Source organism: Bacteroidetes bacterium endosymbiont of Geopemphigus sp., from assembly GCF_002904345.1.
Taxonomy (GTDB): domain Bacteria; phylum Bacteroidota; class Bacteroidia; order Flavobacteriales; family Blattabacteriaceae; genus GSPS2-BC2016.
Genome location: NZ_PEIH01000005.1, coordinates 985,804 through 998,795, shown reverse-complemented (window position 1 = coordinate 998,795; position 12,992 = coordinate 985,804). Strand labels below are relative to the sequence as shown.

General features: G+C 37.1%; 14 protein-coding genes, 1 tRNA gene and 4 pseudogenes. 11 read left to right on the top strand and 8 right to left on the bottom strand.

The window, feature by feature from the left end; all coding sequences use genetic code 11:
- Window positions 1-19: 19 nt before the first annotated feature.
- The 3 genes and pseudogenes from CS842_RS06155 to CS842_RS07285 form a co-directional block, all read right to left on the bottom strand.
- Window positions 20-625, bottom strand: a pseudogene (locus CS842_RS06155) (S46 family peptidase).
- A 70-nt stretch (window positions 626-695) separates the two neighbouring features.
- Complete coding sequence (locus CS842_RS07015; RefSeq protein ID WP_195909920.1) at window positions 696-881, bottom strand: hypothetical protein; 186 nt, start codon at window positions 879-881, stop codon at window positions 696-698.
- 495 nt (window positions 882-1,376) lie between these two features.
- Window positions 1,377-1,853, bottom strand: a pseudogene (locus CS842_RS07285) (S46 family peptidase).
- Between the two features lie 136 nt (window positions 1,854-1,989).
- Here CS842_RS07285 and CS842_RS06140 point away from each other — a divergent pair.
- On the top strand, window positions 1,990-2,751 hold the full coding sequence (locus CS842_RS06140; RefSeq protein WP_103327951.1) for an enoyl-CoA hydratase/isomerase family protein: 762 nt from the start codon (window positions 1,990-1,992) through the stop codon (window positions 2,749-2,751).
- Window positions 2,752-3,327: 576 nt separating this feature from the next.
- Here the strand turns inward: CS842_RS06140 and CS842_RS06135 are convergent.
- The 4 genes from CS842_RS06135 to rplU form a co-directional block, all read right to left on the bottom strand.
- The gene (locus CS842_RS06135) at window positions 3,328-3,759 is read right to left on the bottom strand and encodes a hypothetical protein (RefSeq protein ID WP_103327950.1); all 432 of its coding nucleotides are present in this window, start codon (window positions 3,757-3,759) and stop codon (window positions 3,328-3,330) included.
- A gap of 2,105 nt (window positions 3,760-5,864) precedes the next feature.
- Window positions 5,865-5,939: transfer RNA gene (locus tag CS842_RS06130), tRNA-Arg, on the bottom strand.
- A gap of 83 nt (window positions 5,940-6,022) precedes the next feature.
- Window positions 6,023-6,280, bottom strand: a complete 258-nt coding sequence (rpmA, locus tag CS842_RS06125) for a 50S ribosomal protein L27 (protein WP_103327949.1) — start codon at window positions 6,278-6,280, stop codon at window positions 6,023-6,025.
- 20 nt (window positions 6,281-6,300) lie between these two features.
- On the bottom strand, window positions 6,301-6,717 hold the full coding sequence (rplU, locus tag CS842_RS06120) for a 50S ribosomal protein L21 (protein ID WP_103327948.1): 417 nt from the start codon (window positions 6,715-6,717) through the stop codon (window positions 6,301-6,303).
- 338 nt (window positions 6,718-7,055) lie between these two features.
- On the opposite strand from rplU, the gene CS842_RS06115 reads away from it, so the two are divergent.
- The 3 genes from CS842_RS06115 to CS842_RS06655 all read left to right on the top strand — a co-directional run bounded on the left by CS842_RS06115 (window position 7,056) and on the right by CS842_RS06655 (window position 8,338).
- A complete protein-coding gene (locus CS842_RS06115; protein WP_146037479.1) occupies window positions 7,056-7,370 on the top strand; it encodes a M23 family metallopeptidase in 315 nt (104 codons plus the stop codon).
- A 591-nt stretch (window positions 7,371-7,961) separates the two neighbouring features.
- Complete coding sequence (locus CS842_RS08085) at window positions 7,962-8,213, top strand: RICIN domain-containing protein (RefSeq protein ID WP_103327945.1); 252 nt, start codon at window positions 7,962-7,964, stop codon at window positions 8,211-8,213.
- Entirely contained in the window at window positions 8,156-8,338 is a 183-nt protein-coding gene (locus CS842_RS06655) for a hypothetical protein (RefSeq protein ID WP_146037478.1), read from the top strand. The genes CS842_RS08085 and CS842_RS06655 overlap by 58 nt, the downstream gene beginning before the upstream one ends.
- A 197-nt stretch (window positions 8,339-8,535) precedes the next feature.
- On the opposite strand, the pseudogene CS842_RS08080 reads toward CS842_RS06655, so the two are convergent.
- Window positions 8,536-9,676: pseudogene (locus CS842_RS08080) on the bottom strand (type IV secretion system DNA-binding domain-containing protein); the annotation flags it as partial.
- Between CS842_RS08080 and CS842_RS06090 the strand changes: the two are divergent.
- The 7 genes and pseudogenes from CS842_RS06090 to CS842_RS08075 all read left to right on the top strand — a co-directional run bounded on the left by CS842_RS06090 (window position 9,676) and on the right by CS842_RS08075 (window position 12,923).
- The gene (locus CS842_RS06090; RefSeq protein WP_103327942.1) at window positions 9,676-9,858 is read left to right on the top strand and encodes a hypothetical protein; all 183 of its coding nucleotides are present in this window, start codon (window positions 9,676-9,678) and stop codon (window positions 9,856-9,858) included. The pseudogene CS842_RS08080 and the gene CS842_RS06090 sit on opposite strands and share 1 nt — an antisense overlap.
- Before the next feature lie 91 nt (window positions 9,859-9,949).
- Window positions 9,950-10,132 (top strand): hypothetical protein, encoded by a 183-nt coding sequence (locus CS842_RS06085; RefSeq protein ID WP_103327941.1) that lies wholly within the window; start codon window positions 9,950-9,952, stop codon window positions 10,130-10,132.
- A 1,053-nt stretch (window positions 10,133-11,185) separates the two neighbouring features.
- Complete coding sequence (traM, locus tag CS842_RS06080; protein ID WP_103327940.1) at window positions 11,186-11,476, top strand: conjugative transposon protein TraM; 291 nt, start codon at window positions 11,186-11,188, stop codon at window positions 11,474-11,476.
- Window positions 11,470-11,733: a hypothetical protein gene (locus CS842_RS06075; RefSeq protein WP_146037475.1), complete on the top strand. Its 264-nt coding sequence runs from the start codon at window positions 11,470-11,472 to the stop codon at window positions 11,731-11,733. Before traM ends, CS842_RS06075 begins: the two co-directional genes overlap by 7 nt.
- Window positions 11,734-11,816: 83 nt before the next feature.
- Window positions 11,817-11,915, top strand: a pseudogene (locus CS842_RS08175) (conjugative transposon protein TraN); the annotation flags it as partial.
- A 49-nt stretch (window positions 11,916-11,964) separates the two neighbouring features.
- Window positions 11,965-12,351, top strand: a complete 387-nt coding sequence (locus CS842_RS06065; protein ID WP_103327938.1) for a DUF4138 domain-containing protein — start codon at window positions 11,965-11,967, stop codon at window positions 12,349-12,351.
- Window positions 12,352-12,773: 422 nt separating this feature from the next.
- Window positions 12,774-12,923: a conjugal transfer protein TraO gene (locus CS842_RS08075; RefSeq protein ID WP_103327937.1), complete on the top strand. Its 150-nt coding sequence runs from the start codon at window positions 12,774-12,776 to the stop codon at window positions 12,921-12,923.
- The last annotated feature ends 69 nt before the right edge of the window (window positions 12,924-12,992 follow it).

Sequence of the window (12,992 nt, the reverse complement as noted above, 5' to 3'; positions counted from 1 at the left end):
TTTTTTTTACAAGCAGCTTTTATTGCACGATTTTCAGTTCATCTATCAGATAATTGGCTTTGGTAAGTTTTTCGATTAAGAAAAGAACATAACAGATATCTACTGCGATGGCGCGCTGGATTTCTTTTTCAAAAGCAATATCCCCCACTCATAGCTTCCCAGTTTTCATCAAATGCCAAGCCGATGAGCTCTCCCTGGGCGTTAAGAAGGGACGAGCCGGAGTTACCTCCGGTAATATGGTTATTTTGTAAGAAAGTTTACCGGTAAATCCCTCTTTATCTGCATAAGGTCCATAATCTTGCCTTTTGTAAAGTTCAATAAGATCCGGTGGAAGATCAAACTCTTCATCGCCTGGCTTATTACTTAGCTGGGTTCCATTTAGAGTAGTATAATAGTTAATTTTTGCGTCGTTTTTCAAGTTAGTAGGCAACGGATAGACTTGACCATAGCTGAGTCGCATCGAGAAATTTGCATCGGGATAAATAGATTTTTTAGGCTCCATCTCTTGTAATCCTTTCACAAGGAAACGATAAGTTGTGTCATATTGCTCTTTCAATGCCTCAAACTTTTTAGAGCGTTTTTTATCTTCTCGAGTACCAAGTGATAAAGCTCCTTCCTTAAAAATTTCATCAAATATTACTTAGAATGAAATGGACCTGTGGAAAAAATCTGATCAGCGAATTTTTTGAGATCACCTAGAGCTTGAGTTGTGTTATAATTAAATCTTTTTCAGCATTTAAGTCTCTTTTTGAAAAATAGTCATCCAGTTTTTTTTGAAAGATTTCGAAATTCTTTTCTTTTTTTTCATCAGCTCGTTGGGGTGAATTTTTAATAATATTCAATAAATCTCTGGAAAATGCACTGGTTTTGGTACTTCGCATGATAAACATAGCCTAAAGTTGTGATCTTATAGTTTCATTTAGTTTCATTGCTTTCTTTATAATAAGTATGAAACATTTTATATACATCTTTATAAAGATTTTTTCTTTACTCATCAGAAGAATACCATTTTTTGAATCAACTTTCAAATGTTCTTTTTTATCGGAAGTTTTATTTTTCTTAATTGCTGTATCGTACCAATACGATTTTTCCAATAATTAGCAAGCCGTGCATAGTCCGAAACATAATCAATATGAACCTTTGAGAAGACGTCCATATGTTTTTTCTATTACCTTCATAATACCTTGAGAGGTCTCCATCCAGCTCGAATAGCTTACTTTAAGAGCTTGCTCTCTCTTCCCCCATGAGAGGCAATCTCGCTCGGTAGATCCCGGATATCCCAGAACGATTAAAATAAATATTACCTGGTTTTTAGTTCCTTTAGGATGATTGGCAGGTAATTCCTGGATTTAAGGGGAATATTTTCTGGTGAATAATCAAGTGGGCTGACCATTTTTATCGGCACATACTCTAAATACAGAAAAATCTCCTGTATGGCGTGTCCACTCGAAGTTGTCAATATCTCCTCCAAATTTTCCTATGGAGGTAGGAAGTGTGACTACCAGGTGTATATATGTATATTTTTGGTAGATAAAATAGTAGAATTCCTTTCCTTTAAAAAAGGATTTCACCTCAACAATATACTTTCCATTTTCAGCAAGTTCTTATCTCATTTTATTAGATTCGCTTTCAATAATTTCTCTTATGCGTTTTTCTAAAAATTTAGAAGATAGCTTTTCTTTGATCTGCTCAGTTACATCTCCCATTTTAACGAGAAATTGAACATATAAACCTTAAGCGGGAAACTCTTGATTAAAATTCCGCGCCCGAAAACCCTTCTTAAGGTGATTTTCTTTTTCAGTGGAAAGATCTGCTATGGCTCCATACCCACAATGGTGATTAGTGAATATCAAATCCTTTATCTGATACGATTTCTCCGGCGCAAAAGCCTCCGAAATTTACGATAGCCTCCTTCATGGTTGGAATTGGCTTTATAATAAAAATAACTATTTATCTTATTATGAGGGTAAGAAAAAGTAACTTTGCATTATGGATGCGCCGCCCTATGTTCAGCTTTTCTCTTCTGAAGGTATTGCCCGGATTGAATTTTTTCATCCTAAGGCCAATGCCTTTTCTTCTGAGCAATTGCAACACTTTAGGGAAGCTATTGAGCAAGTAAGTCAGGATGCGAGCATACAACTAGCTGTATTACAAAGTGTTCGATCGGATGTTTTTTCCGCGGGCGCTTTTCTTGATGAGCTCGCTCGTGTTTCCGATTTACAAGAGGGTATAGAATTTTTCATGGGCTTTTCTCATTTAATTCTTAGTATGATTAAATGCCCGAAGCCGATTTTAGCAGGTTTTTCCGGTAAAGCTATCGGAGGAGCTGTAGGCTTATTAGCAGCTTGTGATTATGTCATTGCGCATCCCTGCGCCTCGGTGAGGCTAAGCGAACTTTCTATAGGTTTAGCACCTTTGGTTATAGAACCTCTTATTACCCATCGTATGGGAAGAGCTCATTTTATGAAACTTGCCCTTAACCCCCATGAATCAAAAGATGCGGCATGGTGTGAAAAAGCAAATCTTGTAAATCATATTCTTGATGAAAAAGAGAGTTTATCAAAAGCACTGAAAGAATATGCTGATCGTTTAATTTCCTATCATAGTTCTTCTATAGCCAAGATAAAATCTCTTTATTACGGAGATATTTCTAACTGGAATGAACTTCTTCAGCACAGAGCGCATCTGAGTGCCGAGCTTGCGTTAAGACCCGACGTTCAAAAAAACTTGCTTGCAGAAAAAATCTCTTAAGAAAATCATCCGTCGCGCTGCAAAATCTAGTTCTTTGACATTGGATATAAAAAGCTTGGCGAGTGTTATCAATTCATTTTCCCAATTTATATTTAAGGTAATATTACAAATCTCATTTCTTTTCAGAATTTATAAGTAACAGGTCTTTTGGGTAAGGTTCATTTAACCTCTGATCAGAGGCTGATAAAACGAAAAAAGGATCGATTTATTAAAGTTCTTTTTTATCTCCCGCTTAAGGTTCTGTTTTTATGAATTTTAATCTCGTATATGAGCTATTATATGATCGGCAAGTGTAAGGAGATCTTTTTTGAGGTATTCTTTATCCTTAAAAATCATTTGAGGTTGTTATGCACACTTAGGTAACGATAAGTGTTTTCTAGTTTTGTAATTTGTTTTAATTCTTTCAAAATTAGCTCCCATCAGTCATTTTACCATAAAAAACTTCAAAACTACAGAGCTATTGCAGTAACGAGAATAAGATATTTTAAAAAGTGAGGTAGTAAAAGAATCACCACTGCTTAGAAAAGTACCGCAAACGATCGTTTTTTCGAATCTCCCGTGCCAAGGTAATTGATTTCAAGTTACGACGATGTTAGCTGCCGGTGGCGGTAAACAGATAAGGTAAAGTGTAGCGCTACTTTCTGTAAGTACATCCAGATTTTCCGACAGGAAAAATAGTAACATCAAACAAACCAAAGCAATAATTACCAGTATCCTTGAAAGGAAAGGTATTAATCCATCCCGGAAATCGTTAATGGTTACGCTTTCTTTTGATAGCCATAATTCAAGGATGATCATTCCCAGAAAACTCATAAGAAATTCTGTAATATCATAAATATCTTCAAAATCAGCTTTGAATACGTTGCTAAATGGAATCAGCAATACTCCGAAAATCGTATCGAGCACTGCAGGAAAAAAAAGAAGTTTTTTCGCGTTAAAGTCTTCTCCAGAGAGCATGCCGGCAGCTACTGAATTTCCAAAAACAGAGCTTTTTGATCGGCTCTCCACTAGATTATACCACCAAACTTTAGCAATATCAATATAATTACCATGGTACTTATAATAATTCTTCCCATGCTCTTAGAGTGACTCGATATATTCCAGATTATAACAACAGGGATAATAATTGTTGTTAACAGTTTAGACGCCTGCTTTTTAATAGTTGCCGTTACCTTACCTGGGTAACTTTCCCAGTATCCATCCACTTATTACGTAGATCAATATGGATAAAATATGATCATTTTACACTCTTTTGATGAATTGAAAGACGCGAGATCTCCTAGTTCAATGCTCTCACTGCTCAGCGCAGATAGCATTGAACCATAAACATTCGTTGAAAGCAAGCAGCCATTGTTTAGGGGGTCTGGTATTATACAATCTCGGTACATCTTTATTTTTAATCTGGAAGCGCATGCTTAGAGTGTTAATGGCGATTCCCCACACAAGGGTTCACTTCGATTAAACCTCGCGTCAGCAATTTTTATATAAGCGGATTATTTATCCTCGTTATATCACGAACACCACCTGTTGCATCTCATAAACGTCGTGTCTTAAGCTCTTCCTAATGAGGAAGTGTATATATGAAAGAAACTTCATGCTATGCCGGAGCACAGATCACCTGATGCAGACGAAGTCTGCCATTGTAGCTAGCTTCTTTAAGCTAATAGAGGTTGATAGAATACGTGTTAGCGATAAATCGGATGTTTACAGACCTCCCAGACTTCCCAGACTTCCCAGTGTGAGAAGAATATTCTTCTTTCTTTATTAATCATTGCGCTCCAGAGCCTGTTCATATTAGGCTTGCGTAGAAACCAGAAAGTCCTGCCAGATAAAATCTGATTATTCCGCGCATGCGCTAAGGTAGCAAAAATATTCATATTGTTTACCATTTTTGAGCAACTCCATAGTAGCTTCGTATTCATTCCTCTTTCCCATATATGTTTTTGCACGTTGCAAAAGATGCGCAAAAGCAGAGAGTACCGAACCTTTCCGAGCGCTAAGAATAGCTTGCTAGTTAAGATGACGGGGAATATAACGATGACTTTGGGTGGCACATGTTGGAGCATAGTCGTTTCGTAAGAACATATGGATTAGTTTGTTATCGTGATTGTACGCGTAGACAAACGAATCAACAGCGCTCATTCCGCTGCCGGTGGTGAGGATTTCTTCCTTATTGAGATGATTATATTGAGAATAGTGACAGAGCAAGCCGGGTCTTTGCGATAAATCAGCAAACGAATCTGCCTGCAGAGACCCCAAACACATAACGACCTTTTGCACCGTCACCTTAGTACTTCCGGAGGTATGGACGGTAAAACTTTGAGCGTCGGTAGAAATTGTCCACTACATTTTCCATAAACTCTGTTATGTACAGAATATCGGCTTTCATGATATTTCTCTAAATATATTTAATATACTGCGAGTAAGTGAGTTTTTCCGGGTAATATAGGGTTTATATCGGTTTTCCTCTTTATTTAATAGCTGAATTTCTCAGGAGTAGCAGAGGAAACATTCATCCCATGTCGGGGTATTAACTTTATGAAGAGAATCAGCATCACCGAAAGCCTTACCTCTGGTAAAACTGGATGGAGGATTAAAAACGGTAATTCTAAATTTGTTTCCCCTGAAATTATAAGTTTAGTTTTGAATATTACCGAGAAAGCTGACCCCTGTTGCGCCAAGTCCTATGATTCTAGTATCAAACATACTTGATTATTGAAGATTAGCTTTTTTCATACGTAAAAGACCAAATTCCTGACTTTTTAACAGGTGCTTTAAAAAAAAGATAGTCTGAGATTCTTTCTCTGAGCGTGCAAGATGACTTCTATTACTTAGAAGAATAGGCATAGCTCCTCGTGAAGGAGCCCCGGTATATAAGTAATACCATACAACAAAGAAGTTTCTTTTTGAAATGCAAAGCTAAGCGTGGTCATGTTGGTGGTTATAATTCTGTCTTTCATCTATGGTTTAACCGTTAAGACTCATCTATCTTGAATCGGCTGTTAAGAATCGAATTTAAGCAGGTGTAAGATATTTAGGGAGCATCGACCGAATCTTTGCTTGGCTTTCTTAAAAAGTGATTTATCTATGCACAATAGCCATAGTATAAGTAGTGACCGGAGTGGGATTCGAACCCACGACCAACAGTTTAGGAAACTGCTGCTCTATCCAATCTGAGCTATCCAGCCAAAATAAAAAACCAGGAGGATATCGCTATAATTTAGCTAATTCAATCCTAGATAGATAAAACTTTCGATTAGAAATATCCTATTTAAAGTTTTATAGGAATAATAGATATATAGGAACGACCCTTTTTCTTCTCAAATTTTACAAGGCCGTTCTCGGCAGCGTGTATCGTATGGTCTTTGCCCATGAAAACCCGGTTTCCAGGGTGATGCTTAGTGCCACGCTGACGGATGATAATACTTCCAGCCTTCGCTTGTTGGCCGCCAAATATTTTTACTCCTAAACGCTTACCTTCCGAGTCGCGTCCATTTTTAGAACTTCCTACTCCTTTCTTATGAGCCATAGTGATGTTTTTTTTCTCTATTAAACCTTAGCTGCAGATGAAATTTCACCGTTTTCAAGATCTTGCTTATTTACTGTTTCGGAAGACTCAGAAACAGATTTTTTCGAGACTTTCTTTTTATTCGTAGTGGTCCCTATGGAAACGATTTCCAGTTTGGTAAGCTGTTGCCTGTGTCCACGTTTGAGCTTATATCCTTTTCGCCGTTTTTTCTTAAAAACGGTTACTTTATCTGCTTTGAGGTGTGCAAGGATTTTGCCTTTTACCTGCATTCCTTCTATAGCCGGAGCACCGATAGTGATGTTGCCGTTCTGATCAAGAAAAAGAACATGATTGAAAATGATGTCTTCTCCTTCTTTCTGTTCCAGACGAGGCACATACACGAAACGACCCTGGGAAACTTTATATTGCATCCCTGCTATTTGCACAATTACGTACATTAATCCTTATTTTTTGCAGGGCAAATATACGACTTTGGTTTTATAAATAAATATATATTTTTCGATCTTGTTTTTCAGATCCACTTTTTGAGTGATACGTGCTTAAAAAATATTTAATTCTACGGGTCTACGCTACGGGCTTATGAGAAAAATTACCTTTGTAATAATCTTACTATTTTCTATAAGTCAGCCTTTACTTTCGAACCCCCCCTTGATTCTTTATTTAAGCAGGAAAAATCCTATAAACATATCGTCTCCATTTTAAATTTTACTTATTTGGAATAAGTCTATCATACAACGCATTCCTTCTATTTTCCCCTTGAAATATCACCGGATAAGTGATTTTTATATTTCTTCAAAATTTGGCTACAGGCGGCACCTTATTAAAGGAGTGGTACGATTTCACAATGGGATATATATCCCCGCTGCTTATGGGACAGAAGTTTAGCCGGGTTGAGAAGATAAACTTTCAAAGAGTGGGTTTGGGACTTTACATAAGCGTTCAGCATCCTTACGGATTTACAATGCTTTGTGGATATCTTAAGGGGGTAAATGTATACAAAGAGAAAAAGATCAAACAGGTTTATATCCTGGGTTTTGTGGGTGCTACAGGAGAAACAACCGGCCCGTGTTTTCGTTATAATCATACGTAAAAATTATTACAATATTGATCCTTATCCGTTTTGTTTTTTTGATGATTGAAAAATTTAAAAAAGAAGAAACAAAAAGTTTATTATTACATAAATGACATATTAAAATTATATCTCTCCTCTCATTTTTTATGTGTCCCAAATGATTCGAAGTAAAACTTATACTAACTCTATAAAAAAAGCGTTTTACAGTTATAAGATACTTTGGCTATACCTTGTAATTGCCCTGCTTCTTTCTTCTTATCCGCAAAGATCTTTTTTCCCTGCGCAAGCTAAGCTGACCCACATGATCAGGAATTTCAAAAAACTGATATTAATAGACCTTATAAAGAGCAAACCTCTCTTTGTCCGCTGCCTGAAAAAGGAATTTACAAAATCGTTTCGTTAAGTTTCCCTGAGAAAACGATCGATGTAAGTAGCGCCGGAAGGCAAAACGGCGCTAACGTACAATTTATGGGAGGCCCAACACTACACAAGGGGAAAAATGGCTTATAGAGCATATAGAATAGCTCAATAAACACTGTTTATAAAATAATCGCTTTCTATAGAGGTAAAGTCATGTAAATCATTAACTCAGGAAAATAAAATGGCGTAATCGTTCATCAATGGGAATGGAACGATACTGATACGCAAAAGTGGATAATAGAGTGCCTTGTAGAAAAGAATCAACCTTATTATAAAATTACCACCAAGCATAGCGGAAAAGTTTTAGATGTGAGTCAATCGCTCTATCAGAACGGAGCTAATGTTCATCAGTGGAGATCAAATCAGAGTGATATGAAGAAGTGGTGTATCCCTGTAAATCTACAAAAGATTTCTATGGCGATACTGAAAATCGCGATCTGAAAGGAAAAATGACATCCGAGCGCTTTGAACATCTTAAACAACAGATCAGCGATGCAAACTTTGATGATGAAAAGAAAAAGCTTTTGCTTTCGGAGGCCGAATTAAAAATTCTTTCTTCCGAGTAGGTAGCCGAGCTTATCAAGATTCTGTACTTTGATAGCGACAAGACTACACTTCCTAAATAAATATATCCATATATTTTGGATCCGGAAAATTATTTTATCGTGGTAAGGGCGATGATTTTCAAAAATCATTGAAAAGAGTTGCGTGACTTTTGTGAAGTCACAAATCCTTAGTAAATTTTTATCAAATGATAATTTACTTAAGAGGAAGAAGCTGCAAAAAACCTTTTGATCATATCATCTATATCTGCTTTGATCTGCATATAATCCGCCCGGATAATTTGATCCATGCGATTTTTCCCTTGCTCATTTTTAAAATTGGTGATCTCGGGAATATCCACATAGATGCTTATTTTTTACTAATGGCCTGGGCGTCTACTACTATTTTGCCATGAAAAACTTTCTGATTAATTCCTTCACCGGAATTATCAGAGCTACCAAACCTACAAAAAAGCCTTGCGAGAGGCTCGATATTTTGCTCTCCGGAATCAATTTGATCGAACTGGGTAGAGATAATTGTAGAGGTGATTTCCATGCTGATGGATATCGACTGACGTCTTTGAACAATCTTTTCGAAGCCCTCCGAAGACTGACGAGCACTCTCTTTTATACCTGACCGGCGAAAATATTTCCCACCGTATTCATAGATCACCGAGGCTTCAGGTTTTCCGTAATCGCGCTCTAACTGGCTAAAGTCGTGAAAGCCCAGGTAATTTGCTTACCTTATTGCTTCGGGCTGTGGAGATAAGGTTGTCAAGACCTTTAAAATAGATAGTGGGTAACTCATCGATGATAATGAAACTTTTGAAGTTATGCTTTTTATTCATGAGCTTTACGATGCGCATGTTGAACAAATCCAGGGCTGCTCCGTAGATGGTTTGACAATCGGGATTGTTGCCCACGCATAAGATTTTAGGCGCCTCTGGATTATAAATCCAAAATAAAGTCATTTCCGCTCATCATCCAATAGAGCTGAGCCGAGGCCAGACGCGGTAAAGGAATACGTGAACTGGCGATCTGCCCTTCGAGTTGTTACATCACATCGATTTCGTAGGAGGCAATAAAAAACTTGACGTAGTTTTCTAGTTCAGGATAGGTGTCTAGTATAGGAAATATTTAGTCATATTTTCGGTTGAGGAACTCAATGATGTGAGGGAAACCGAAATACTTGATATTTTCATATATTTTTAAAAACCAGATGATAGAGGTGAAAAAATTAATTTGCGATTCCACAAAGAAATCCCCTTACTTTTGAATCCAGCTCTTATTGAGATTCAGCATGATGGTATAAGCACTTCCATAGGCGTTCACGACATATTCGGAAGCAATAGATTGCAGCGGTGGCAGCTTTGAACAAGCCCAGCAGAGCGGAGGCGACAGGATTGGGAGGTCTTGCCTCAAGAGTCGGTCCGATGGTGCTAGCTATAGGGTGTCTGTCGGCCGCTAAAATGGGCGGAGGCTCGGGGGCCGCGCCGCTCAGTCGGGCGGCTCAAAAAAATGATCATAAAATAAGTATTATGTAAGTTTAATAGTCTAAAAACTTAGAGTCTTCTTTCAAGAAAATTCGGCTGTTTACGATCCTATACACTCTGCTCGTAGGGTTTATATGCATATATGTCACCCCCTTTCTATGAGGCTACGCAAAAAGTGCGTCAGAAAATCTACGTGCTCGATCAGAGCAGTCACTTATTACTAACCCTTGAGCAAGATATCAATCAGAACAGGTCGGTAGAGGCGCGTGATCATGTAAGAAGGTTCCATGAGCTTTTTTTACTTTACCTCCCGATCGCGAAGTGATTCAGCGTAATATAAATCATGCCTTTGAGTTCTGCGATGAAGGCGCCAGGAAAGAATTTAAAAGGTTGCAATATACTTATCAGAAGTAAAATGAACCAGGAAATTACTATCGATAGTATCAAGGTAAATTTTGATAAGCACCCTTATTACACCAAAACCTATGCCAAGTAGAGAATCATATCGTCGAGCGCTACTATCGAGAGAAATTTAATTACTGAAAACTGGCTCAGAAATGTTGGCTGCTCAGATAACAAACCAGCATAGTTTTTTAATGGAAAGATGGAATGTGTTTAATAACGACCCCATAAGTTCCGTTCAGCGGTAATTTTTATAATGTGATTCGATCAATGCAAAAATCAGAGATAAATAATTAATTCAAAAAAAGACCTTTGAAAATTTTTAGTGATTTCTTTAGCAACGGATTTAGGGAATTTTTTGAGAGATATGAATAGAAATGTTCACAAAAGCAAAAGCTCACTGTTTTCTGGATCATTATAGCGCTCTATATTTTGATTCTGACGTATTTAGCTTATGATTTTTAGTCGGACCTCTAATCCGATAAAGAGTCAACGTCTTTTTCCATCGATTATTCAGGAAAAAGAATCTCCTCTTTTTCCAAAGATCCAAAGATCTTGGTAAATTCATCGGTCAGCTCATTGATAAAGCTCAAAAACCAGAGCCCCCGAAGGGAATGATGAATTCGATAAAAATTAGCGTTGCTCTATGATTCACCGAATAAAGAATCAAAAGCTACTCCCTTAGATAGTTATACTCCTTCTTCCTCAACGAACGAAAAACTCGATCATCTCGCAAGTATCATACAAAGCTCAAGCAATACTAAGGAGAAAAATACCAAAAAAAGCCTTTCAGAAACCACCCCGGTGTTTTCTGAAAAAACCACAGATAAGGTGAAAGAAAATACGGAAAAGATTTTTGAAGTCTCCGCGCGGAAAAAAAACTTATCGGGAGTTTATATCCTGATTCTGAAGAACCCTATCAGGAGGGAGGAAGCAAAATCAATTTTACACTGCAGGTTCTCAGAGTTCGCAATTAGTGCGAAATGCCATACCGACGGTAGTCTATCAGGATCAAACCATCGTAGATGGGTCTACGGTGAAATTGCGCCTTTTATCGGATATTAACGTGCAGGGAAAAGTTATTCCCAAGAATAGTTTTGTATATGGAACAGCTAGGCTTTCGAATGAGCGTTTGGATATCTCCATTGCAAATATTCGTTATAAAAACGACATACTTTCTTCTAATTTATCCATATACGATCAGGATGGTCTGGAAGGTATCGCTATGCCCGGTGCCATGGCGCAGGATGCTACAAAAATGTGTTGAGCCAGACGTTCGACGGCATTCCCGTCCCTCAAGTGGGAGGAGGTTTTCTTTCTCGGCCGTCCACATTTGAAGAGTGGATCACGCAAATAGGTATGGCTTCCGCCGTTTCAGGAATAAAAGCATTGGTCAATGGAAGCCTTCGCACCACCAAGGTCTATATCAAAGGCAATTATAAAATTTATTTAAAACCATGGATTATAATCAAAATCATTTACCATAAAATATTTATTATTGCACTATTATTATTTTCACTTTGAGATACAGGAAAAAACAAGATTAATTTTAAAGATACTTAACAGCTTAAATCCTTTCGTCTTGAGGTGACTTATCAAAAACTTTCAGTCTTATATTTTCCACAGGCATTCAATCAGTAGATATAGGAAGCGGCGATGTTATCGCCGATAAGTTTAAGGGAGTAGAAAATGTCCTCAGGGTGTGAAGGCCAGTACTAATATATCTTTTCCCGAGACTAAGAAAAAAATCGTGAGATGAAACATCTGGGAATGCGCGCCTTTGATATTGTATTTCCTTTAGAGGGAATTTATATCCAAGAGGATGTAATATTTTATTCTTTTAATATCGAAAACAAATCACATATTAATTATGATATTTTTTTTATTAAATTCTATATGCGAGATAAAAAAGTATTCAACCAAACTGCCATCCAGGAAATGGAAATGCAACCCCTTTTTAAACTTCCCGATATAGATACAATAAGTGGGAAAAAGCGCGTGAAAATGGTATTTTCCTTGCAGGAATTCACCATTCCTCAAGATAAGAATCTAGAGATAGAAATGTTTGAGAAAAATAGCGGGCTATATATGAAATTTTCAGTAGCTAATGATGATATTAGCAATGCTAATCTTATAAAATGATAAAGAAACTCATATGGACCTTATCTATTTTTTTATCCTGGGGTGCTCAAGCCATGCAGGCGTAACGTTATCTGCCCGAGCAGATCGAATGGCAGCTAAATCGAATGGCAGCTAAGCGTAGGTTTTTTTAGATAATTTTAAATTTCTTAAAAAAAGAAGACCACTCGTGGTTATTATTTAAATTTAGCAGTATCAAATATACACCTCTAACAGAAATTGCTAGACATATGGTGCTTATTTTAGTAAAAAAATACCAAAATGGGGAGCTTTTGTATAAGGTGCAACAGTATTCCGGGGATATTTTTACTGGATATCTGTATAGGAAAACCACGACAAAGATGTGTTTCCTAGTTTAGGAATCGGAGCGAGCGCGGGCTATGAAAACACCATAGATAATTCCACGCTTAAGGATCGTTTTTTATATGGCGGATTTTCAGGGACTGAAACGGAGTTTTTTAAGCGATCGCTGGATTTTTATCCTCAACGCCAGAGAACGTTATATGAGAAAATCCGATCTGAAAGATTTTTATATGAACTTAGGAATGGGAATAAAATATATCTTTAATTATTAAAGAATTTTCCACATAAAATAAACCTCGCAAAGGGATAATGTAAAAAAAACTTAAGAAGACAGAGAAAAA

What these genes read in the sequence shown, in the direction of transcription:
- CS842_RS07015 (WP_195909920.1), bottom strand. Translation starts at nt 881, where the DNA reads ATGCGAAGTACCAAAACCAGTGCATTTTCCAGAGATTTATTGAATATT.
- CS842_RS06140 (WP_103327951.1), top strand. Translation starts at nt 1,990, where the DNA reads ATGGATGCGCCGCCCTATGTTCAGCTTTTCTCTTCTGAAGGTATTGCC.
- rpmA (WP_103327949.1), bottom strand. Translation starts at nt 6,280, where the DNA reads ATGGCTCATAAGAAAGGAGTAGGAAGTTCTAAAAATGGACGCGACTCG.
- rplU (WP_103327948.1), bottom strand. Translation starts at nt 6,717, where the DNA reads ATGTACGTAATTGTGCAAATAGCAGGGATGCAATATAAAGTTTCCCAG.
- CS842_RS06085 (WP_103327941.1), top strand. Translation starts at nt 9,950, where the DNA reads ATGTCACCCCCTTTCTATGAGGCTACGCAAAAAGTGCGTCAGAAAATC.
- CS842_RS06065 (WP_103327938.1), top strand. Translation starts at nt 11,965, where the DNA reads ATGAAACATCTGGGAATGCGCGCCTTTGATATTGTATTTCCTTTAGAG.
- CS842_RS08075 (WP_103327937.1), top strand. Translation starts at nt 12,774, where the DNA reads ATGGCGGATTTTCAGGGACTGAAACGGAGTTTTTTAAGCGATCGCTGG.